The organism is Flectobacillus longus, from assembly GCF_030056705.1.
Lineage (GTDB): Bacteria > Bacteroidota > Bacteroidia > Cytophagales > Spirosomataceae > Flectobacillus > Flectobacillus longus.
In genome coordinates, this window is sequence record NZ_JASHIC010000043.1 from 1 (window position 1) to 22,428 (window position 22,428).

A 22,428-nucleotide genomic window follows, 5' to 3' on the forward strand; every position below is an offset into this window, starting at 1 on the left:
TAGGCAATAGGCAATAGGCAATAGGCAATAGGCAATAGGCAATAGGCAATAGGCAATAGGCAATAGGCAATAGGCAATAGGCAATAGGCAATAGGCAATAGGCAATAGGCAATAGGCAATAGGCAATTAGAAAAAAAACGACCCCAGCCTTATCTACTCGGTTTTGAACAACTTTTTTTGCTTTTTTTTCAACCTTTTTTCAAAAAACTAAACCCTATACCCTAACCCCTATACCCTAACAAAACACTCTGTGCCTTTGTCCCTGTTCACTAACCCCTCACCCCTATACCCCTAAAACACCCCCAACAATGAGCATCATAAAAAGCATAATCATAGACGACGAACCCAAAGCACGAGTGCTACTCAATGCAATCGTTGAGCAATATTGCCCCAAAGTACAAGTAGAAGCATTATGTAGTGACTTGCCATCAGGGATAAAAGCTATTAAAAAATATAAGCCAGACCTTATATTTCTGGACATCGAAATGCCAGGGCATAGCGGACTTGAACTATTGGATTTTTTTGATGAGGAAGAAGTAAACTTCGGTATCATTTTCACCACTGCTTACAACGAATATGCCCTACAAGCATTTAAGTTTTCGGCAATTGATTATCTGCTCAAACCCATTCAACATACACAGCTAATTGAAGCTATTGATAGGTTTAGTCGCAAAAGAGAACAATCACAAAATCAGCAGCTAAAAGCCTTACAAGGTAATTTGAATGTGTCAAAATCTTGGGAAGATAAAAGAATTGTTGTACCCAACGGACAAAATTATAAGCTACTAAGCCCTTCAGACATTCTGATGATAAAAGGTGAAGGCTCTTACAGTGAATTGTATTTACAGGATGGAACTAGAATTTTAGCAAGTCGAAATCTTAAACATTTTGAAGAAATTCTTTTTTATATTCCCTACTTTTTCAGAACGCATAAATCTTACCTTGTCAATCTCCAAACGGTAATCGAGTTTGTCAAAAGCGACGGGGGGTATTTGAATATCAAAGGCGGATTAGTAGCAGGTATTTCACCCGAAAAAGTAGATGAGTTTTGGGAAAGACTCAAATAATTGAATAAGAGATACATAAATTGGTAGAGACGCAACACACAAAGCATTGCGTCTCTACTAGTAAAACATAAAATAATCACTCAATTATAAGAGCGTACTAGGACAAACGTAATCCGTCAATTTCAGCTTACCTGTTGCTTTGATAGCACTAAAGCCCCCTGTTACATCAACAAGATTTTCAAACCCTCTCGCTTTCAAGATAGAGATTGCCACCATTGAGCGGTATCCTCCTGCGCAGTGCACATACGTTGTAGCATCACGATCGATACTTGCCATATAGTTGTTTAAGAAATCTAAAGGCGCATTCTCAACTCCCACTACATGCTCTGAATCATATTCACTTTTACGACGAACATCTATGGCTTTGATGGCGTTGTCTTGATTAAATTTATTAGCGAATTCCTCCGCTGAGATAGTATTTACAGTATCTATCTCACGACCTTCTTCAGCCCAAGCTTTGAAGCCTCCCTTTAGATATCCTATACAATTGTCATAACCCACGCGCGATAAACGCAACACAGCTTCTTCTTCATTTCCTTCCTCTGCAATCAATAAAATTGGTTGTTGTAAATCGGTAATCAAAGTCCCAACCCATGAAGCAAATTGCCCTTCAAGACCGATATTAATTGCATTTGGGATAAACCCTTTGGCAAAATCGTTCGCAGCACGAACATCCAACACAAGGGCATTTTCTTCGTTACTAGCTGCTTCAAATGCCGCAGGACTTAAGGCTTGTGTCCCTTTGGCAATTACCTCATCTACGTTGGCATAACCCATTTTGTTCATTACGGCATTTTTAGGAAAATACTGAGGCGGCGTTACCAAACCTGTAAGAACTTCTTTCACAAATTGCTCTTTCGATTTTGCCTGCAAAGCATAGTTAAAACGCTTTTGGTTACCTAATCTATCAGTTGTTTCTTTACTCATATTTTTACCACAAGCCGAGCCAGCGCCATGTCCAGGATATACAATCACATCGTCGGGCAAAGTCAAAATTTTATTTTGGAGACTTTCATATAATAACCCAGCCAAATCTTCTTGAGTAAGGTCAGATTTTACGGCTAAGTCAGGACGGCCCACATCTCCAATAAAAAGTGTATCACCAGAGAAAATAGCATTTTCTTTACCATTTTCATCAATCAACAAAAACGAAGAAGATTCCATTGTATGACCAGGAGTATGCAAAACTCTGATTTTGATATTACCGATTTTAAACTCCTCTCCATCTTCGGCAATATAAGCAGGATAAGCAGGTTGAGCTGTTGGACCAAATACAATAGTAGCGCCTGTTTTGTTAGAAAGATCGATATGTCCCGAAACAAAATCGGCATGAAAGTGCGTTTCAAAAACATATTTAATCTTTGCATTGTCTTTTTCAGCACGCTCAAGATAAGGCTTCGATTCACGAAGAGGGTCAATAATGGCTACTTCTCCTGCTGATTCGATATAATACGCTGCTTCAGCTAAACATCCTGTATAAATTTGTTCTACTTTCATGACTTTCAGTTGGTTAAAAAATGTTTTCCTATTTGAAATTTGATAGAACAAAATTAGTCCAGTCCTCCACGCTCTTCTGTAACATTCCTCACAAAGGCTCGGTGATAAATGTCAATGGAAAAAATGATGAACCACAATGCTGATAAATAAATCTTAAGACATAAAAAAACTCGACAGAAATATTCCATCGAGTTTTAAGTTGCCCTTTCTATAATCTACTCTCTTAAAATCGTGGTTTTCTCCAACAAGGGCAGAAAAAAATTCAACTTGTGAAACCTTAAGTGTGATTTATTACTCTAATATCAGCCCGTAATTTTCAACGACTCAATTAGTCCATCTTTTAATTTAAAATGATACGATAACACAATGGGACTACCCGGAAAATTACCTGAAACTTCTGCTTTTAAGACTTCTTCTTTTGCTAAATATTCCACAGGTTTCATCACGGCTTGGTACTCTTCATTAGCTTTTTTAATCCATTGTTGGATTTCTGTTTTCCCATTATGATTTTTTCCTTCGTCAAAGACTGTGGCGTTTTCTGTGAAACAATTGGCATAAGCCATACTGTCGAAACTATTTTGTGCCTTTGTTAAATCTATAATTACATTTGGTAAGTTCATATTCTTGATTTTTAGATGATTAAATGGTTGGTACTGTGCCACCATCAATTACATAATTTGTCCCTGTTAAATAATTGGCTCTTGGTGAAACCAAAAAGCTCACGAATTCAGCCACCTCTTCAGGTTGGGCTGGGCGACCAAAAGGAATTCCGCCCAAAGCGTCCATCACACTTTGTTGTGCTTCTTCTACAGTACTATTGGCATTTCTTGCAATCTCGCCCAACCAAGCTTTCGATGCTGTTGTATTTATCCAACCTGGCGAAACAGTTAGGACACGAACTCCTTTTGGGGTAACTTCATTTGATAAACTTTTGCTATAATTAATCAATCCTGCTTTTGCGGCTGCATAGGGCAATGTGGAATCATATAGCGGTAGTTTACCTTGAATAGAAGCTATGTGAATAATAACACCACTTTTTTTAGCTAACATTTGCGGTAAAAATCCTCTGTCTAGTCGAACAGGAGCAAGTAAATTAGCTTGTAAGGTTAACTCCCAATCGTCATCCGTTAACACCGCAAAACCACCAGCAGGAGTTACTGAAGACCCAAGGTTGTTCACAAGAATATCTAGTGTCCCATAAGTCGATAGTACTTCGCTGACTACTTTTTGTGCATCTTCTGCCTTGCTTAAATCCGCAGCAATAAAATACAAATTGCTGTTTTCTTTTTCGGGTGGGTTTCTTGCGGTAATAATAACCGTTGCCCCAGCTTGTAAAAGCCTTTCTGCAATGGCTTTTCCTGTCCCTTTTGTACCTCCTGTTACCAAGGCAATTTTGCCCGATAACTCATTATTGAAATTAAATTGTTGTTCCATTTCTGTTTTTTTTGTACAAATTTCTGACATACATATACATGAAACAATTACGGAAATACGATTCGAATAGGGTTAAATTATTCCCATATTGCACCTTTTAGAACTATGGATTACATTTGTTTTATGTATGAGAGAAAAATTTTACCAAACCTGAATTGTGGTCTCGATTTGATTGGAGAAGTGCTTTACGGCAAATGGAAAATCCGTTTGTTGTGGTTTATCAATGAAGGGCACAAACGCCCCAGCGAACTACAACGTAAAATACCCGATGCAACTCGTAGGGTGTTGAATATCCAGTTGAATGAATTGGAAGCCCACGATCTAGTGACCAAGAAAATTTACCCTGTTGTTCCACCAAAGGTAGAATACAGCCTGACTGAATTTGGTAAGTCTTTAATTCCTGTGCTCTCGGTTTTAGGGCAATGGGGCGATGATAACGAAGAAAAACTACGATCGGTTATTATGAAACGATTAAATGCAGAAAACGAATAAATAACCAACAACACAATACATTTTGTCCTTGTTGAAGTTATCTCCAACGAGACAAGCATCGAAATATTGTTGAATCTGGCTTCTTAACTCATTATTTTGAGGATGGTCAATTGGCGAGTTACTGACATAAAAAAACTCGACAGAAAAATTCCATCGAGTTTTGAGTTGCCCTTTCTATAATCTACTCTCTTAAAGTCTACTAGTGGTTAAGGTATTTAAAAAACATTGACTCATCAGTAACTCATAATACCGCCAGACAAATTATACACCTGCTCGAAGCCGTTATCGCCCATATATTTACATGCCGACCCACTACGATTACCACTGCGACAGTACACCAAGTAGGTTTTGTCCTTAGATAACTGAGCTATTTTTTGTGAAAAATTCACATCCATCAAATCTATATTTATTGCCTTCGGAATTGAACCTTGTTTAAATTCCAGAGCAGTACGAACATCAATAATAACAGCAGTAGGGTTTTCTGAAATCATAGCCTTAAATGCTGTTGAAGAAAGGTTTTCGTAGTTCTTCTTAGTCTTAAAAAAATTGAACATGGTCTTAGATGTTTAAATATTAATGGTTAAATAATACCTCGTGGTATTGTTAACTATAGACCAAAATTCGGCATAAAGTCACTGCTGTACAGTGATATATGTTACATAGGACATTTTATTTAAAAAAAATATTCCTGTATCCCTAATTTAGTGAATTGAGATTGAGTGATTTCGTGATTATTTTAAAATTTATATTCTAGCAGTATAGACGCAATGATTGCGTCTTAAGCCAAGTCATATCTAGCATAGTTTTTATCAAAAAAGGGGTCGAAAAATATTTTTCGACCCCTTTTTTGATAAAAACTTGGTGAATAATCCCAATCCTAAAATTCTGGATAACTCATGTTTGATAAGCTGTTAAGAGATACATTTTCTCATTATACCAAATGATATCAATATGCTTGATAATATATCTGGAGATTTAAAGAAAATCACTCATTCACTCAATTAGAAATGACGCATCAATCTAAAATTAAACGTATCTCAGCTAGTAGCTTGTTTCGTCCAATTTCACTTTTCCTCTAAATGTCCAAAATACAAAACCTGTATAGAGTCCCACTAAAGGCACGCCAATGGCGGCAAACGTAAGCATAATTTTCAGAGATTTATTGGTTGATGACCCATTGTAGATATCTATGTGAAACTGTGAGTCGATTGTGGATAACACAATGTTAGGGAATAAGCCTACAGCCACCAAAGCCATTAACATTGCTGTTACAAAAGCTGAAGAGAAAAAAGCAAAACGATATTTACGTTTAGTAATCTGTCGAGTGATATTAGCTACAGCCAAAATTGTAAGTACAGGGAAGAAAAACATCATCGGTACTTCCTTAAACCTTTCGACCATGTGTGGCAAATATAACAGCGTGTAAACCGTACTTAAAGCAAACATCAACACAAAAAAGATGGTGGTATTTTTTACTAAAACTGTCAGTTTTGCATAAAGACGATTCTCTGTTTTCATCACCAAATAAATAGCACCGTGCATCATAAACAACGAAAGCGTAGTAATAGCCATCAAAATAGAAAATGGATTAAAGAAATCGCCTACGGTTCCTCTATAAATAAATTGGTCGTCTATAGGCAAACCCTGAATGATATTACCAAGTACCAACCCCAAAGACAACGCCAGCATAATACTTGAAACGCTGTAGCTCACATCCCATAGCTGACGCCACCATGCCATTGGTTCTTTGGAACGAAATTCAATGGAGATTGCACGAAAAATTAACAATACTAAAAACAGCATAAACAACTCATAAAAAGCCGAAAACACCGTCGCATATACTACTGGAAAACCTGCAAATAACGCCCCTCCTCCTATTACTAGCCACACTTCATTACCGTCCCATACAGGCCCGATGGCATTGAGTGCAATACGGCGACTTTCTTCTTTTTTGAAAAATAAATGTAAAGCCCCTGCTCCCAAATCAAAACCATCCAAAATGGCATATCCAGTAAATACACCACCTACAACCAAAAACCACCACGTAGGTAAGTCGAGTCCAAAGATTGTTTCCATAATATGTGTTTTGCCAAAGGCTTTAGCTTATTGTAAAATTGGGTTATCACGTTTTGAATAATCAGGAATATCATCTGAATAATCTCCGGAGTAGTCGTCGGTTGGACCATGTTTGATTTTTTTGTTGAGCAAATACACAAACAAGCCAAACAAGAGAATATACACCAAGGTGAACAATATCAATGAAAATACCACCTGTGATGCTTTCAGGGATTGCGACAAAGCATCGGATGTTCTCAGCAAACCATATACCACCCAAGGTTGGCGCCCAACCTCCGCCGAATACCAGCCCAATTGATTGGCTAATTGTGGTAATAATACTGACCATGCAAAAATTTGTAACAACCAACGTTGTTCAAATAAATTGCCTTTCCACCACAAGAACGACGCCAGCAAAGTCAATGCAATCAAAGTCATACCAATGGCAACCATCAAATGGTAGGTCTGAAATACAAAATTGACGGCTTTGGGCTGGTCTTCCTTCTTGAAGGCATTTAAGCCTGTAACAGGTTTGTTAAAATCTTGATACAGTAAAAAACTTAGTCCTTTAGGAATTTTTAGCCCTGACACTTCCTGTTTTTTAGTATCTACCCAGCCCAACAAATACATATCCGCTACGGCAGAAGCTTCATAATGACCTTCAAAAGCTGCTAGTTTGGCAGGTTGATTATGTGCTACACCATCCGCTGATTTATGTCCTGAAAATAGTTGCAATAGCGAGCCAATCGTAGCCACAACTAAAGCAATTTTAAATCCTTTACGAGCAATTTCGACATGACGATTTCGTAGTAAATAATAGGCATTGACACTTAGTACTAAAAACGAACCTGCTAAAAAAGAACCCAACAGCACATGAGAAAGCCTTTCGACAGAAGAGGGATTGAAAACCATTGCCCAAAAGTCTGTAATCACCGCACGGGCATAGAGTCCTTTGCCTTCGATTCGGAATCCTGCTGGCGTTTGTTGCCAAGAGTTAGCTACTACTATCCAAATAGCTGAAAACATAGAGCCCAAAGCCACCATGACGGTTGAGAAGAAATGTACTCGTCGGCTTACTCTATTCCATCCAAAAAGTAATATTCCTAAAAAGCCCGATTCGAGGGCAAAAGCAAAAATACCTTCTGCTGCCAAGGCACTTCCAAAAATATCACCTACATAGCGAGAGTAGACTGCCCAGTTAGTACCAAATTCAAACTCCATTACAATTCCAGTGGCTACGCCAATACCAAAAATCAAGGCAAAGATTTTTATCCAGAAGCGGGTCATCTGAGCATAAGCTTCTTTGCCTGTACGCAGATACTGGGCCTCCATGATAACCATCACTATACCAAGACCAATACTCAGAGGTGGATAAATGTAGTGAAACGCCACCGTAAAGGCGAACTGAATGCGGGATAAAAACGCTGTATCCATAACATTGTGAAGTTTAGGTTGAGATTGTATTGAAGAGGTAGTGGCTAGCGTTTTTCAAGAAAGTTTTGTTGAAAAACTATTTTCCTAAAATCAATTTCCCCTAAAGTTGGGGTAGAAAACGATAAAAAAAAAGATACAGTCGAAGCAACTGTATCTTTTACAATTTTTACCTAAAATCATACTAAAAAAAGGTCTTTTCTAAGGGTATAGGCAATTAGGCACTAGGCATTAGTTTTTAACTGTTGCCTAGTGCCTAATCCCTCTCCCCTACTTTTTCAATGTCGATGGGCATACAAAATCGGTTGTTTTGATACCTGCTTTTTGGATAGCACCAAAGCCCCCATCAATATCAATGAAATTGTCGATACCACGTGCTTTCAAAATTGATGAAGCTATCATCGAGCGATAGCCCCCAGCACAGTGAATATAAAATGGTTTATCCTTTGGAAACTCTGATAGATTTTCGTCGATATAATCCAATGGCAAGTTGATTGCTCCGTCTACGTGTTCTGCTGAGAACTCACCAGGACGACGCACATCGATTACCAATGGAGCCTCCTCTGAAGCTAGTCTTGTTGCAAATTCGGTTGCATCAATTGACTCCACTGTGTCAATTTCTTTGCCTGAAGCTTCCCAAGACTCAAAGCCTCCATCCAAATAGCCAATCACAAAGTCATATCCCACACGAGCCAAACGAGTGATGGTTTCTTCCTCTTGTCCTTTGTCGGTAATCAATAAGATTTCTTGTTTCAAGTCTGGAATCAATGCCCCAACCCAAGGTGCAAATTGTCCGTTCAAGCCAATATTTGTTGAATTTGGCACAAACCCTTTGTTAAAAACTTGTGCGTTACGAGTATCTAATAATACAGCACCTGTTTCGTTGGCTGCCGCTTCGAATGCCTCTGGAGACAAAGCTTGTGCTGCACGATTCATTACAACATCGATACTTTCATAACCTTGCTTGTTCATCATTACGTTTTGTGGGAAGTATTGTGGTGGCTTGCTCAAGCCATCTGTTACTTCTTTGATAAACTGCTCTTTCGACATATCAGCACGAAGTGCATAGTTGGTTTGTTTTTGATTGCCCAAAGTATCTGTTGTTTCTTTGCTCATGTTTTTACCACAGGCCGAACCAGCACCATGCGCAGGATACACAATTACGTCGTCTGGCAAAGTCATCACTTTATTACGCAAAGAATCAAACAAAAATCCAGCAAGGTCATTGATTGTTAAATCAGATTTTTGTGCCAAATCAGGACGACCTACATCACCAATAAACAAGGTATCTCCACTAAAAAGGGCTTTTTCTTGTCCATTCTCATCAATCAACAAATAGCAAGTTGATTCCATGGTATGTCCTGGAGTATGCAGTACTTTGATTTTTACTTTGCCCAACTGAAACTCTTCACCATCTTTTGCCACATGTGCATCAAAGCCCGTTACTGCATTGGGACCGTACACGATAGGTGCACCAGTCTTTTGCGAAAGGTCGATATGTCCTGAAACAAAATCAGCATGAAAGTGCGTTTCAAAAACATATTTGATTGTAGCCTCGTTGCGTTGTGCTTTGTTGATATAAGGCTGTACTTCGCGAAGTGGGTCAATTACGGCTGCTTCACCTTCCGATTCAATGTAATATGCACCTTGCGCTAAACATCCTGTATAAATTTGTTCTATTTTCATGGCTTTAAGATAGTTATGAATATTTTTAAATGTCTATTTAATCAATCTATGCTTCAAAATTATAAGCTTATAACACCGAATTCTGTGATATATGTTACTTATAACAAAAGTTTTTTTTGAAAAAATGATAAATACTATTATTTGATGTTAATCTTAAACAATTTATAGAGAACCTCTCCCATCTTAGTTTATAGAACGAAATAGTCTTCATTGATAAATCTACAATTTACGGAGATTGGTCTCCAACCAACAGAAATCATGAATTTTATAAAAAGGTAAATTTGTTGAAAACATAAGCCGATTTTCTATCGGTGAGTCTTCAATTATTTTATCTTTTTATAAAAATCATGACAACTAAAAAAATCTCTTTGGAAACGAGCGTCAAGCAATCGAATTTGCCTTAGGACTAAAGCTGTTTAGTGAAGTAATGCTCCGAAATAAAGAAAATCCTTTACTTGAAGAGTTAAAACCTGCATTTTTAGCTTTTATTAAAAAGCTGAAAGATAGGTAAACAAAAAGGGTTGTCTAAAGACAACCCTTTTTGTTTTAATTAGCTAAAAATTATTTCTTAGCACCTTGTACTGCACCTGCTGCCTGTTTTTGTTGTTGCATTGGGTTTGGCATAGCAGGACGTTGTCCTTTGAACACTTGGAAACGAGTTGGTTGCTCTGGTTCACGTGGGAATGCGTTGTCTTCTGTGTTGATATCGGCAATCTCATAGAATGGGTCAAGTACCCATTTTGCTACTTTTTTATCAGTAGGGATTACTTTTTTCACTTCTTTGTCATTCAAACGCCATACTTCCGCAGGAATGCGAACTACTTCGTCTGTACCATCTTCGAATACCATTTTGATAATCACTGGCATTGGCAAACCTCCTTTGTTTTTCAAATTCACTACATAGAAGTTTTTGTTGCCATTCACCAATTGTTTCTCTTCGTCAGAAAGACCTGCTGTTGCTTGCTCAAAACGTTTTTTGTCTGCTTCAGAAGTTGCATAACGATCATAGCTATTGTAGAAATCACGCATATCAGGGTTAGCTTCTACTACGGTTTGAGAAATATCTTTTTTGTTACGGATATTACTCATCGTTTGGCGTTTTGCTTCTGCTTCTGTTTTTGCTTTTGCATTCTTTTGTTCAGGAGATTGGTTGTCGATACCAAACCATTCAACTGTTTCGATAGATTGGTCTACAGGCTCAACACCGTAGAACCAACCACGCCAGAACCAATCCAAATCCACACCAGAAGCGTCTTCCATAGTACGGAAGAAATCAGCAGGATATGGCTGTTTGAAAGCCCAACGACGCGCATATTCTTTGAATGCTGCATCGAACAATTCACGACCCATTACGGTTTCACGCAAGATATTCAAAGCTGTTGCAGGCTTTGCATAAGCGTTCGGACCAAATGCCATGATATTGTCTGAACCACTCATGATAGGCACTTGTTGAGTAGGGTCAGTTTTCATGTAAGGCACAATATACTGAGGCTCGCCACGACGAGAAGGAAAATCTCTATCCCACTCTTGTTCTGCCAAATATTGACAGAAAGTATTCAAACCTTCGTCCATCCAAGACCATTGACGCTCATCTGAGTTGATAATCATTGGGAAGAAGTTGTGACCTACTTCGTGAATAATTACACCAATCATACCAGCCTTTGTAGCTTCAGAATAAGTACCATCTGGCTCAGGACGACCACCATTGAATGAAATCATTGGGTATTCCATACCACCACCCGAAGTAGCGTGACAAGAATACGCAACAGGGTAAGGATAAGCCACAGAGTGTTTCGAGTACGAACGCAAGGTATGTGCTACAACCATTGTTGAATATTGTCCCCAAAGTGGATTACCTTCTTTAGAGTACAAAGACATAGCCCACACTTTTTTGCCTTCTACGTCTACTTGCATAGCATCCCAGATAAATTTACGTGAACTAGCGAAAGCAAAGTCACGAACGTTATCAGCTTTATAAACCCAAGTTTTCTTTCCTGTTGGTTTACCTTTTTCAGCAGCTTCTGCCTCCTCTTGAGATACGATTAATACTGGACGAGTAGCAGTTTTTGCTTTCTCCATACGCTTCAATTGTTCGGCTGACAATACTTGAGCAGGGTTTTGCAATTCACCTGAAGCACCAATTACATGGTCGTTTGGCGCTGTGATAGCTACTTTGTAGTTACCAAAGTTCAAAGTAAATTCACCTTGACCCAAGAATTGTTTGTGTTGCCAACCATATACGTCATTGTACACAGCCATACGAGGGAACCAGTGTGCGATGAAGTAATTACAATTGCCATCTTTCGCATAATATTCATAACCCGAACGACCATAGTACTCAGTAATCAAGTAATTCCAATCAATCGAGAAAGAAACACTAGCACCCGATTTCAATGGAGCTGGCAAATCAATACGCATCATCGTGTTGTTGATCGTGTAAGGTAAATTACCACCTTTAGCATCACGAACCGATGTAATGTTATAACCGTATTTTTTAGGATCAGTCAAATTTTTGAATTGAGCTGTACTAGCTTGCGGACCCAAACCACCCGTTTTGGTAGTATTACCGATGGCATCTTCCTTGAAAAGGTTTTGGTCTAATTGCAACCAAAGGTAACGAAGCTCATCAGGAGAGTTATTGAAATACGTGATAGTTTCAGAACCAGTGATTTTACGTTGAATATCGTCTAGTTCTACTTTGATATCATAATCAGCACGTTGTTGGAAATAGTCCTTGCCAGGCGCACCCGATGCAGTACGATACGAGTTTGGCGTAGGCAAGTCAGTGCCTAGTTGTTCAAAACGCTTGTTGCCGTTATAAGGGTTGGCAGTTTGTTGTGCCAAAGCCCCTAAATTAGAGAAAGCAACCAAGCCAGAAAAAATCAACAGTATTTTTTTCATGGTCGATTTGTTGGTGAAAAATGTTTTTGACGAAATTAAGAAAAAAACAGTTTTAAGTAGTTGGTTTTTGTATGCTATTTGGCGGGTAAAGTCAGGAGTTGAGCGAATTGAGTAGATTTCTGATACGCTTCTAAACTATAACGTGCCGTTTTTGTAGGCTTTGAAAAAAGCAAGGGCTACTTCTTGTTCATTTCTTGATAGATTTGAAATGGCAAGCTTATGAAAATTGTCTGCACTCTCCATGACAAACCATCTTAGTAAGGTAAACGGTCTTTTTTCGTCCATTTTTTGATTATCCAATTCTTGAAATAATTCTTTCATTTCCTCACTAAACGTTTCTTTGGATATTATCCCTTTAGAAAGCTTTGCAAAGAGCTTTTTGATTTCAGTATTCACATAGTCATTTATGTAGTCTAATCTATTTAACAAAAGAGGCTGACGATTTAGATTACAAATACTAATCGTTTTATCACCCCTTCCTGTTTCATCAATCCCTATCATAGAAACCCCATTTTTATTAGCATCAATCTCAAATGCTAAAAAATCTTTCGGCTCATCTATTTCTGGATGAAGTAAAAAAGGAGCTTCTATTGAGTTAAGATAGGTAGCTTTTACTTTTAAAGAGTCAATCTGCTGGTCAGTAAGACAATCAGCATAAGTCAGATGTTTGTTACTTACAGGAAATTGGTCAGCTTTACCTCCTCCGATTTTATTGCATTCATGGCAAGAGGGTAGTAAATTACTCCATTCATAACATAACCAATAATAGCCCCCATGCTTTGTAGTTTGCACTCTCCCCTTTGGACGGTAATGTTCTATGTATATTAAAGTTCGTTCTTCACAATAGGCACATTTTTCATGATATATTTTAGCTAACTCTTCTACAACTTCATCACCTTTACTTCCATCTGTTTTAAGATATTTCCCTCTATAAATATCAGCTTTTATCAAGTTATTATCTTTTGTATCAATAACGTTTCGTAAACTGTCTATAGCTTCTTGGCTGATCAATGATGTAGGTATATTATCTAAGTCTTTAACTACTTTCCGCATGATTATTTTTCTTTTAATAGGTCTAACAACTCTTGCTTTCTATCATCTGTCAAAAATTCATCTATTTGCTTATCTAACTGGTCATGAAACAAAACTTCTTTGTAGGTATCCTCCGTCCTAATCATCTTATCATTGCTTTTACTATCTGGAATTAAGTCTTGAAAACCAAAAATTGGTGAACTTAAAATAGTATTGGGTGTAAGCACACTAAAATCTATATCTAACAATTTGGCTTGGATGCCTTCTTCCTCAGTACGTGTGACGTTAATGATTACCGAATTGGCTGGCGCACCCAACAAAGGAATAGGACTATGTGTAGAAACAATAAATTGAATTTTGGGAAATAATTCGGTAAGTTTCTCTACAAAAAGCTTCTGGTATTTTGGATGAAGATGTAATTCGAATTCGTCAATTAGGATGATGCCTTCTAAATCTTTGTAGTCTTCAACATCTTGCTTTAAAGAGAATCTATAAACCATATCTCCAACTATAGCAATAATATTTTTATATCCTGCTGCAAGTTCTTCAAATGTTACACCGTCATATATGCTATTTTCAACATCTTTTTCAAAGTATTTTACCGTAGACGCTTTAATTATTTCATCAAACTCAACTATTATTTTATCCAGATTTGGCAATAAACATTTGAATAGCTCTTCAAGTTTTTGAAACCCTTTTTTATAGTTTAGATACCAATCTTTAAGACGTTCTTCTATATTTATTAATAATACATCATTAGAAAATAAAGAATGATTTTTATTTGAAAATCCAAAAACATCTTTTAATTGTATTGGCATTTTATCAGACACTCTCAATCTTGATGAACCATAACCTATCATTGAATAAATAAGAGGTTCATATTCGTATCTATCAATAAGATATTCTTTAAGTCTTCTTGGAGGGGTAATATAGATTTCATCTTTGTGATGTAAAAAGTGTAAATATGAATCCTTAGTTGACATAAAGGTGTTCGTGTATTCTACAAACGCCTGCAAAATAGAAGTTTTACCAATACCATTTTCACCTGTCAAAAAAATCCATTGTGTACCTGATGGGATATTTTCAACTTTCGTGTCTATGATACCTTTGTAATTTTTTATATGAAAGGATTTAAGTGCTATTGGAGGCATATCGGTCAGTTGTTTATCTGTTATAAACGACAAAATTTTTCTTTTTACTATACACAAATGTAATCATAAAAACCGCTAATCGCCATAAGTCTATACAAAACAAAAAGCCCAATACAAGCAGTGCATTGGGCTAAAAAGTGTTTTTGGATAAGCTTATAAATTACCCATTCTCATTTGTTTTACGGCGTAGTCGGCTGCACGAGCTGTCATCGCCATGTAAGTCAATGATGGGTTTTGCGTTGAGGTTGATGTCATCGATGCTCCATCGGTGACAAATACGTTTTTACAAGCGTGCATTTGATTCCACTTGTTGAGCATCGAGGTTTTAGGATCTTTACCCATACGCACACCACCCATTTCGTGAATATCCAAACCAGCAGCTTGTTTTGAATCGTAGGTCTTGATATTTTTAAAACCTGCTTTTTCAAACATATCTGTCATTTGTTGCAAGTAATCTTTGACCATCTTTTCGTCATTATCATCATAACCTACAGCAATACGCAATTGCGGAATACCATAAGGGTCTTTCAATGCTTTGTCGAGTGCAACGTAATTGGATTCTTTCGGGATAGTCTCGCCCATCATGTGCGAACCTACACTCCATGCTCCGCGTGTTACCTTTCCAAGATTTGCTTTCAAATCTTCTCCGATACCTTCGCTGCTGTTATACTCGATACGGCGACCATCAAAACCTGCGGCATATCCACGCAAGAAGTCCGTTTCTTGCTTATACACATTGCGGAAACGAGGAATATAACCACTGTTCGGACGACGACCATCGGTTGTTGAATCCAATAATCCATCATACTCGCCTGACACACGCGCACGGTAATTGTGGAAAGCAACGTATTTACCCAAAACGCCACTGTCGTTACCCAAACCATTTTGGAAACGATTTGAGGTGGAGTTCAACAAAATCAAATTGGTATTCAACGCTGCGGCATTCACAAAAATGATTTTAGCATAAAACTCAATCATTTCTTTGGTGTTCGCATCAATTACCCTTACGCCCGTTGCTTTGCCTTTTTTCTCGTCATAAATAATCGAGTGAACTACCGAATCAGGGCGAAGTGTCATTTTACCCGTTTTCATTGCCCAAGGTATTGTTGAGGCGTTACTACTAAAATATCCCCCAAATGGACAACCTCTCTCACAAATAGTACGATGCTGGCACTGCGCACGACCTTGCTGCAAGTGAATTGGTTGTGCTTTGGTAATATGCGCCGCACGACCAATAATAATATGGCGGTCTTTGTAATTTTTGGAAACTTGTTCCTTGAAATACTTCTCGACACAATTCAAATCGTGAGGTGGCAAAAACTCACCATCTGGAAGTGTATCCAAACCGTCTTTATTGCCTGAAATACCCGCAAATTTTTCGACATAACTATACCAAGGCGCCAAGTCGTTATAACGAATAGGCCAATCTACCGCAAAGCCATCACGTGCTGGTCCTTCGAAGTCAAAATTACTCCAACGTTGCGTTTGGCGTGCCCATAGTAACGATTTTCCACCTACTTGATAACCTCTAATCCAATCAAAAGGCTTTTCTTGTACATAAGGATGTTCTTTATCTTTGGCAAAAAACTGCGTTGTGCCTTCATAAAAGGCATAACATTTGCTTACGATGGGGTTTTCTTGCTTGACTTCATAAGGCAATTGTCCTCTGTGTTCAAACTCCCAAGGTTGTAACATTGTGGTCGGATAATCTACCACATGACGTACATCTCGCCCACGTTCGAGCACCAACGTACGTAAGCCTTTTCCTGTTAATTCTTTGGCTGCCCAGCCACCGCTAATACCTGAGCCAATTACAATGGCATCGTAGGTTCTATTTTTTGTACTATCTATATTAAAATTACTCATGGAATCAATGATTATTTGAAGAGCTGTCGGGATTCGGTCTACAGATTTATGTCTAAAAAGCGCTTCTATTTAAATCATAGAGGCATTTTTGCTGAATGCCCATAGCTCATTTCCTAAAGCCTTATTACTTATTTTACTTTTACACATCCATGGTATCTACCTGGTACCATTTCATAATGTGTGATGTTGGTCATCACATACTCAGAATTGAGATAACCACGAACCGTTAAACCTTTAAGCAAACCATAAAAATCTTTGGTTTCGGCACCTTTTTCAAAGCCTTTCAATAACTCTATTCGCTGTGGAGTATCGAGCTGCGTGAATGGTTTACTATATTGTTGTTGCGCTACAGCATCTATTTGACCAATACCTTTGGCAAAAGCTGATTGCACTTCCTTGGAGTAGCAATCGGCGATCATTTTTTGTACAAAAGTATCCAAACCAAGGTCTTTTGCCCCTGGCGTATTAGTTTTTGGGATAATGGTTTCAACTGCTTCGCTTAATACACTTGCTAAATTAGGACGCAACCAATTTTGTGTTGTCAGAGAGTTGGTCGACCAACCATTTGCCCACTCGGGTAAGGCTATCGCTCCTCCGATGAGCATCGCCATACTTTTTAAGGCATTACGTCTTTCCATAAGTTTGTCTTTTAGTAGTAAGAAAATGGGATTATTTTTAGTCTTTGGGGATATTTCTTATCTTTATTATAGCTTGAAAAATAGTATTGAATACTCAGACCGAGTAAGCTTTAACGAAACGACTAATACTTTTTTATCCAAAATCTTTGCAAAAAAATATTAGGCAAAATTTTTACAGGCAATAACTCCCAATATACACATATTTTCATAAATGCTTATCCTTCTCAATTAGGTTACCGGAAGCATAAAATATAATATTTTTAATAAAAAATTTACTTAAACAAAATATACAAACAGCGAGTTTAGCCTTCATTCAAAAGATTGTTTCATTATATCCTATTGTATTTTATGGCACATGCAAATCCAGAACTCATCCAAGCCTTGCGTCGTACGGCACAAAAGCTATCTAGCGGAAATCCATACCAATGGGGGCACATGGGAAGTTGTAACTGTGGCAACTTGGCGCAAGAATTAACCCAACTTAGCAAAGCGCAAATTCATGAGTTTGCGATGCAAGGCCGTGGCGATTGGCGCGAACAGGTAGAGGAATATTGTCCTACCAGTGGGCTTCCAATGGATCTTCTCATCGCAGATATGCTCAACCATGGTTTGACAACATCCGACTTACAGAATCTAGAACGTTTGAGTGATAAAAAAGTTTTAGCTAGAATTCCTCTAGAGCGCCGTGACAAAATGCGCCACAATTACCGTGACGATGTCATGCTGTATCTCAATGAATGGGCAAATCAATTGGAAGAGGAATTATTGCCAAACATCAAGCTTGACTTGTCGTTCATGAACGAAGAAAAAGTAGAAACAAAATTGGTAGCCATTTAAGTATTCATACGCTTTAGGCAATAAGTCGTAGGCATTAGGCAGAAAAACTTTTTCCTAATGCCCATGGCTGACAGCCGAATAGCTGAATTTTATTTTGCATTAACATCTCGTGTCTCAACACTTTAAAGCTATTTTCTAATCAACTTGAATGTTAACAAAAGACTAATCAACATTTTTTGTAAGCAAATTTCTTACATCCGAGTAGTTGAATGCCGAGGATGGTGTCAAACCATTTTCGGCATTTTTTATTTCACCCAAGAAAGTAATTCTATCCATTAATAATAGTCTCTTTACAGAAAATTTGCGCTATGTGATAAAAGTTACATTTAATGCCTTATCATTAAAATAACTTTGTATCATCAAAAAAGAATAATCATCTACTCAGTGACGACTTATCTTTATTCTTTTTGAAACTAAATATCGCTAACTATTTGTTTAAATGATACTTATGCTATCTATTTCTTCTGATAGAGATCTTTTAATTTTCAAGCATTTTTTACAAATAAATTACTCAGCGTTATAGACATTCTATATTCTTTTAAGAAATTAGAAAATAAAATACTTAATCTATAGACATTATTAATAATCAATTTAAACATAATCATGGAACTACTTGAATTCATTAAACAACCGTGGCCTTGGTATGTAGCAGGTCCTTTAATCGGACTCACTGTCCCTACCCTATTATTAATCGGAAATAAATCATTTGGTATATCCTCATCATTACGACATATCTGTGCAGCCTGTATGCCAGCAGATATACCATTTTTTAAATACAATTGGCGTAAAGAAATCTGGAATTTGGTATTTGTTTTGGGCGTATTAATTGGTGGTTTTATCGCAACCAATTTCTTAGCGAATCCAAATACCATTGTGATCAATCCACAAACAATTAAAGATTTAAGTGCCTTAGGGATTAAAGACTTTAATGGCTTGATGCCTTCAGATATTTTTGCAACTGAAAATATTTTTAGTTTAAAAGGGTTGATATTCTTTGTAATTGGTGGCTTTATGGTAGGATTTGGCACACGTTGGGCAGGCGGTTGTACATCGGGACATGCCATTATGGGTATCTCTAACTTACAAGTCCCATCAGTCATTGCAACTTGTTGCTTTATGGTTGGCGGTTTTGCTTCAACGCACTTGTTATTACCATTGATATTTAAGTTATTTTAAAAGGGAACAGGCACAAAGGAGCAAAGGCACAGAGTGTTAAAAGAGCTATCCCTATTTCCTCTCATATATTTTTCATAAAAATATTATCATGAAATCGACATTTGAAACTCCGATAGTAGAAAAAGAAGAATTCGTTTGCGAAGCGCCAAACGACATGAAAACTTCAGAAAGCGGTTTATCCAATCTCAAATACCTCATCGTAGGAATTATGTTTGGTATCGTTTTCGTAAAAGCAGAGATTATTTCTTGGTTCAGAATTCAAGAAATGTTTCGTTTACAAAGCTTCCACATGTATGGCGTTATCGGTAGTGCTGTGGTAGTGGGCATGATTTCGGTTTTTCTCATTAAAAAATTCAATATCAAAACACTATCAGGTGAAACGGTAGAGTTTCATCCCAAAAAATTCCAAAAAGGACAAATCTATGGTGGTTTGTTATTTGGATTAGGATGGGCTATTACAGGCGCATGTCCTGGTCCGTTATTCGCTCAAATTGGTAGTGGTTTCGTAGCTGTAATTGTTACACTACTGAGTGCTATTGCAGGTACTTGGACGTATGGGTACTTCAAAGAGAAGTTACCGAATTAAGGCTCAAATTTAAAATACTACTAGTTGAGAAGAAAAGCACCCTTGTAAGGTGCTTTTCTTATTATATTAATTTTCAAATAACCTTTACCTATGTAACATATATCACAGAATGTCTTTGATTATTTATAGAATTTGCAGAAAAAACCAAATTCCTGAGCCATGAATAATCAATTCGAAGTTCTGATAGTCGGTGGTGGCAACGCAGGTTTATCTGTTGCAGCCCAATTGTCACAAAAAAAATCTGGGTTATCTATTGGTATCGTTGAGCCATCAGAAAAACACTATTATCAACCAGCATGGACTTTGGTGGGTGCTGGAGAGTTTAATATTGCTGACACTGAAAAAAACGAAAAAGACTATATCCCAGCAGGCAGTATATGGATTAAAGATGCCGTAGCAACGTTTGAGCCAGAGCAAAACCAAGTTACTTGTAAAAGTGGCGCCAAATACACTTATAAGATTTTGATAGTGGCGCCAGGTATCCAAATCGATTGGCAAAATATCAAGGGTTTGTCAGACACTCTAGGCAAAAACGAAGTATCGAGCAATTACTCTTTTGAAATAGCACCTTATACTTGGGAACTCATCAAAAATTTTAAGGGAGGTGTAGCGGTCTTTACCAACCCAAGTACCGCTATCAAATGCGGGGGAGCACCTCACAAAATCATGTATTTGGCTTGCGACTATTGGCGTAAAAAGGGTATTCTAGAGCAGTGCGAAGTGCATTATGTGTCTGGAGCAGGTGTAATTTTTGGCGTAAAAGAATATGCTCAAACATTAGAGAAAGTCGTAGCAGACAATCACATTTTTACACATTTTGGCGCTAATACTGTAGCAATTGACGGAAAAAGTAAAACAATTTTATACGAACAAAAAAATGCTAATGGTGAGATTGTTCACAAAAGTTTAAGCTTTGATATGTGTCATGCTGTACCTCCTCAAAGTGCACCTGACTTTATCAAGAAAAGTCCCCTAGCAGATCCTAAAAACACGTTAGGTTATGTTGAAATCAATAAAAATACCATGCAACATAGCCGCTATCCCAACGTCTTTGCTTTGGGCGATTGTACCAATGCTCCCTGTAGCAAAACAGGTGCTGCTATTCGTAAGCAAGCACCTGTTGTAGTCGAAAATGTATTGAGGGTATTAGCTCAGCAACAACCCACAGCCGAATATACTGGCTACAGTGCTTGTCCAATACCAACCCAATATGGTAAACTTATGCTTGCCGAGTTCGACTATAGCAATACCCCAAAGATGACTTTCCCATTTGACCAAGCCAAACCGCGTTGGTCTATGTGGTTGCTCAAAAAATATATTTTACCATGGCTATACTGGAATAGAATCCTGACAGGAAAAGCATAAAATTCAACATAATAACCCTTACTTTGAGTCTTCGATAATAAACTATCTAATTTTTCGTATTTGTTTTCTCATAAAATCAGGATGAATATAGTCTAAAGCTTATATTTATCCTGATTCTTGCACTTTAAATAAATCTATATACTACCCTTTATCCTAATCATTCTATAATTTTGCTTATCGAGTAATATCAATAGTAATTCATATATTGATATATAAGTTGTAACTTGTCAGTCATTATCCCTGAACTATTCTATCATTTAAGTATTAATAAAAATCGGCGGGAAACATTTATACTACTTGTTGTTTGTTAATCTATTATTGAAGCTCACAGTTCAACATTCACAACTCATACTTAAATAGACACACTTTCTCCATGAATCTATCCTTTGTAAAAGAGACATTTATAGGTATTTTTGAAAAGGGGCTACTTGATGAGCTCGAACAAATTGGCAACTACATGGAATTAGAAGAAGGCCATGTAATCATGCGTCCGGGTGGATATATCCGTGCTGTCCCAATCGTGCTTAGTGGTTCAATCAAAATCCTCCGACCCGACGATGAAGGCCGCGAAGCACTATTATACTATCTAGGAGGATTGGATTCTTGTGCGATGTCACTGAGTTGTTGTCTAGACCGTAAACAGAGTGAAATACTAGCTATTGCTGAAGAAAAAACAAAGCTCATCACTATTCCAGTCGAAAAAGTAGAAGAATGGATGTGTAAGTACAATACTTGGAAACAGTTTGTTTTTCTGACCTATCAGCGTCGCTTTGAAGATTTACTTAACGCTATTGATGAAATCGCATTTCATAAACTCGACGAACGTTTACTCAACCTATTGCAACGCAAAAGCAAACAAAGTAAAAGTTCTGTTATCAATATCACACATGAAGTTTTGGCAGGCGAACTCGCTACCTCTCGAGAAGTTGTATCTCGTTTATTGAAGCAATTAGAAAAATTAGGAAAAGTAAAACTTTCAAGAAACAAAATAGAACTATGTTAAGTATAGTTGATAGAGATAAATAATAAATATTTCTCCATCAACATACTTAAGTATGAGTGCTGAATTGTGAGTGATGAGTTTTGAGTGTAATTTTGTCCTTGCCTAAAATAGGTTGCCCTCAAAAAGCAACAAATAATGGCAACTTCAAAATCTAAAACTGGGAAAAGTACAAAATACGAGATTCGTCAAAGTCGTATTTTCAGTGAGTCAT

20 protein-coding genes are annotated in these 22,428 nt (G+C 37.5%); 8 read left to right on the forward strand and 12 right to left on the reverse strand.

All coding sequences use genetic code 11. The features are described 5' to 3' along the window. Positions 1 to 308 precede the first annotated feature (308 nt). Entirely contained in the window at positions 309 to 1,067 is a 759-nt protein-coding gene (locus QM491_RS24170; protein WP_283330128.1) for a LytR/AlgR family response regulator transcription factor, read from the forward strand. A gap of 84 nt (positions 1,068 to 1,151) precedes the next feature. Here QM491_RS24170 and QM491_RS24175 read toward each other — a convergent pair whose 3' ends face one another. The 3 genes from QM491_RS24175 to QM491_RS24185 form a co-directional block, all read right to left on the reverse strand. Continuing rightward, on the reverse strand, positions 1,152 to 2,564 hold the full coding sequence (locus QM491_RS24175; protein WP_283330129.1) for an MBL fold metallo-hydrolase: 1,413 nt from the start codon (positions 2,562 to 2,564) through the stop codon (positions 1,152 to 1,154). A gap of 302 nt (positions 2,565 to 2,866) precedes the next feature. After that, complete coding sequence (locus tag QM491_RS24180; RefSeq protein ID WP_283330130.1) at positions 2,867 to 3,184, reverse strand: nuclear transport factor 2 family protein; 318 nt, start codon at positions 3,182 to 3,184, stop codon at positions 2,867 to 2,869. A 19-nt stretch (positions 3,185 to 3,203) separates the two neighbouring features. Beyond that, positions 3,204 to 3,998 (reverse strand): SDR family oxidoreductase, encoded by a 795-nt coding sequence (locus QM491_RS24185; RefSeq protein ID WP_283330131.1) that lies wholly within the window; start codon positions 3,996 to 3,998, stop codon positions 3,204 to 3,206. A 123-nt stretch (positions 3,999 to 4,121) separates the two neighbouring features. Here QM491_RS24185 and QM491_RS24190 point away from each other — a divergent pair, with 123 nt between their 5' ends. After that, entirely contained in the window at positions 4,122 to 4,490 is a 369-nt protein-coding gene (locus tag QM491_RS24190; RefSeq protein WP_166549839.1) for a winged helix-turn-helix transcriptional regulator, read from the forward strand. Positions 4,491 to 4,723: 233 nt separating this feature from the next. Here QM491_RS24190 and QM491_RS24195 read toward each other — a convergent pair whose 3' ends face one another. From QM491_RS24195 to QM491_RS24210, 4 genes are all read right to left on the reverse strand, one after another. After that, a complete protein-coding gene (locus QM491_RS24195) occupies positions 4,724 to 5,044 on the reverse strand; it encodes a rhodanese-like domain-containing protein (protein WP_283330132.1) in 321 nt (106 codons plus the stop codon). Between the two features lie 487 nt (positions 5,045 to 5,531). Further along, complete coding sequence (gene cydB, locus QM491_RS24200) at positions 5,532 to 6,566, reverse strand: cytochrome d ubiquinol oxidase subunit II (RefSeq protein WP_283330133.1); 1,035 nt, start codon at positions 6,564 to 6,566, stop codon at positions 5,532 to 5,534. Between the two features lie 27 nt (positions 6,567 to 6,593). Beyond that, a complete protein-coding gene (locus QM491_RS24205; RefSeq protein WP_283330134.1) occupies positions 6,594 to 7,979 on the reverse strand; it encodes a cytochrome ubiquinol oxidase subunit I in 1,386 nt (461 codons plus the stop codon). 267 nt (positions 7,980 to 8,246) lie between these two features. Continuing rightward, on the reverse strand, positions 8,247 to 9,662 hold the full coding sequence (locus QM491_RS24210) for an MBL fold metallo-hydrolase (protein WP_283330135.1): 1,416 nt from the start codon (positions 9,660 to 9,662) through the stop codon (positions 8,247 to 8,249). A 388-nt stretch (positions 9,663 to 10,050) separates the two neighbouring features. On the opposite strand from QM491_RS24210, the gene QM491_RS25580 reads away from it, so the two are divergent. Further along, positions 10,051 to 10,173, forward strand: coding sequence for a DUF3861 family protein (locus tag QM491_RS25580; RefSeq protein ID WP_510186162.1), 123 nt, complete (start codon positions 10,051 to 10,053; stop codon positions 10,171 to 10,173). A 50-nt stretch (positions 10,174 to 10,223) separates the two neighbouring features. On the opposite strand, the gene QM491_RS24215 is transcribed toward QM491_RS25580, so the two are convergent. The 5 genes from QM491_RS24215 to QM491_RS24235 all read right to left on the reverse strand — a co-directional run bounded on the left by QM491_RS24215 (position 10,224) and on the right by QM491_RS24235 (position 17,250). Next, positions 10,224 to 12,563, reverse strand: coding sequence for a M1 family metallopeptidase (locus QM491_RS24215; RefSeq protein WP_283330136.1), 2,340 nt, complete (start codon positions 12,561 to 12,563; stop codon positions 10,224 to 10,226). A gap of 135 nt (positions 12,564 to 12,698) precedes the next feature. Next, on the reverse strand, positions 12,699 to 13,616 hold the full coding sequence (locus QM491_RS24220; protein ID WP_283330137.1) for an HNH endonuclease family protein: 918 nt from the start codon (positions 13,614 to 13,616) through the stop codon (positions 12,699 to 12,701). Positions 13,617 to 13,618: 2 nt separating this feature from the next. Next, the gene (locus tag QM491_RS24225) at positions 13,619 to 14,746 is read right to left on the reverse strand and encodes an AAA family ATPase (protein WP_283330138.1); all 1,128 of its coding nucleotides are present in this window, start codon (positions 14,744 to 14,746) and stop codon (positions 13,619 to 13,621) included. A 153-nt stretch (positions 14,747 to 14,899) separates the two neighbouring features. Next, positions 14,900 to 16,612, reverse strand: coding sequence for a GMC oxidoreductase (locus QM491_RS24230; protein ID WP_283330139.1), 1,713 nt, complete (start codon positions 16,610 to 16,612; stop codon positions 14,900 to 14,902). A gap of 128 nt (positions 16,613 to 16,740) precedes the next feature. Next, complete coding sequence (locus QM491_RS24235; protein ID WP_283330140.1) at positions 16,741 to 17,250, reverse strand: gluconate 2-dehydrogenase subunit 3 family protein; 510 nt, start codon at positions 17,248 to 17,250, stop codon at positions 16,741 to 16,743. Between the two features lie 348 nt (positions 17,251 to 17,598). On the opposite strand from QM491_RS24235, the gene QM491_RS24240 reads away from it, so the two are divergent. From QM491_RS24240 to QM491_RS24260, 5 genes are all read left to right on the forward strand, one after another. Further along, entirely contained in the window at positions 17,599 to 18,087 is a 489-nt protein-coding gene (locus QM491_RS24240; RefSeq protein WP_283330141.1) for a hypothetical protein, read from the forward strand. Between the two features lie 603 nt (positions 18,088 to 18,690). Further along, the gene (locus QM491_RS24245) at positions 18,691 to 19,263 is read left to right on the forward strand and encodes a YeeE/YedE family protein (RefSeq protein WP_283330142.1); all 573 of its coding nucleotides are present in this window, start codon (positions 18,691 to 18,693) and stop codon (positions 19,261 to 19,263) included. 88 nt (positions 19,264 to 19,351) lie between these two features. Further along, the gene (locus QM491_RS24250; protein WP_283330143.1) at positions 19,352 to 19,849 is read left to right on the forward strand and encodes a DUF6691 family protein; all 498 of its coding nucleotides are present in this window, start codon (positions 19,352 to 19,354) and stop codon (positions 19,847 to 19,849) included. A gap of 159 nt (positions 19,850 to 20,008) precedes the next feature. Next, positions 20,009 to 21,214 carry an NAD(P)/FAD-dependent oxidoreductase gene (locus tag QM491_RS24255; protein WP_283330144.1) on the forward strand — a complete coding sequence of 402 codons (1,206 nt, stop codon included), beginning with the start codon at positions 20,009 to 20,011 and terminating at the stop codon, positions 21,212 to 21,214. Positions 21,215 to 21,587: 373 nt separating this feature from the next. Then, on the forward strand, positions 21,588 to 22,217 hold the full coding sequence (locus QM491_RS24260; RefSeq protein WP_283330146.1) for a Crp/Fnr family transcriptional regulator: 630 nt from the start codon (positions 21,588 to 21,590) through the stop codon (positions 22,215 to 22,217). The last annotated feature ends 211 nt before the right edge of the window (positions 22,218 to 22,428 follow it).

Coding starts and splice junctions, on each gene's coding strand:
- QM491_RS24170 (WP_283330128.1), top strand. CDS start 309: ATGAGCATCATAAAAAGCATAATCATAGACGACGAACCCAAAGCACGA.
- QM491_RS24175 (WP_283330129.1), bottom strand. CDS start 2,564: ATGAAAGTAGAACAAATTTATACAGGATGTTTAGCTGAAGCAGCGTAT.
- QM491_RS24180 (WP_283330130.1), bottom strand. CDS start 3,184: ATGAACTTACCAAATGTAATTATAGATTTAACAAAGGCACAAAATAGT.
- QM491_RS24185 (WP_283330131.1), bottom strand. CDS start 3,998: ATGGAACAACAATTTAATTTCAATAATGAGTTATCGGGCAAAATTGCC.
- QM491_RS24190 (WP_166549839.1), top strand. CDS start 4,122: ATGTATGAGAGAAAAATTTTACCAAACCTGAATTGTGGTCTCGATTTG.
- QM491_RS24195 (WP_283330132.1), bottom strand. CDS start 5,044: ATGTTCAATTTTTTTAAGACTAAGAAGAACTACGAAAACCTTTCTTCA.
- cydB (WP_283330133.1), bottom strand. CDS start 6,566: ATGGAAACAATCTTTGGACTCGACTTACCTACGTGGTGGTTTTTGGTT.
- QM491_RS24205 (WP_283330134.1), bottom strand. CDS start 7,979: ATGGATACAGCGTTTTTATCCCGCATTCAGTTCGCCTTTACGGTGGCG.
- QM491_RS24210 (WP_283330135.1), bottom strand. CDS start 9,662: ATGAAAATAGAACAAATTTATACAGGATGTTTAGCGCAAGGTGCATAT.
- QM491_RS24215 (WP_283330136.1), bottom strand. CDS start 12,563: ATGAAAAAAATACTGTTGATTTTTTCTGGCTTGGTTGCTTTCTCTAAT.
- QM491_RS24220 (WP_283330137.1), bottom strand. CDS start 13,616: ATGCGGAAAGTAGTTAAAGACTTAGATAATATACCTACATCATTGATC.
- QM491_RS24225 (WP_283330138.1), bottom strand. CDS start 14,746: ATGCCTCCAATAGCACTTAAATCCTTTCATATAAAAAATTACAAAGGT.
- QM491_RS24230 (WP_283330139.1), bottom strand. CDS start 16,612: ATGAGTAATTTTAATATAGATAGTACAAAAAATAGAACCTACGATGCC.
- QM491_RS24235 (WP_283330140.1), bottom strand. CDS start 17,250: ATGGAAAGACGTAATGCCTTAAAAAGTATGGCGATGCTCATCGGAGGA.
- QM491_RS24240 (WP_283330141.1), top strand. CDS start 17,599: ATGGCACATGCAAATCCAGAACTCATCCAAGCCTTGCGTCGTACGGCA.
- QM491_RS24245 (WP_283330142.1), top strand. CDS start 18,691: ATGGAACTACTTGAATTCATTAAACAACCGTGGCCTTGGTATGTAGCA.
- QM491_RS24250 (WP_283330143.1), top strand. CDS start 19,352: ATGAAATCGACATTTGAAACTCCGATAGTAGAAAAAGAAGAATTCGTT.
- QM491_RS24255 (WP_283330144.1), top strand. CDS start 20,009: ATGAATAATCAATTCGAAGTTCTGATAGTCGGTGGTGGCAACGCAGGT.
- QM491_RS24260 (WP_283330146.1), top strand. CDS start 21,588: ATGAATCTATCCTTTGTAAAAGAGACATTTATAGGTATTTTTGAAAAG.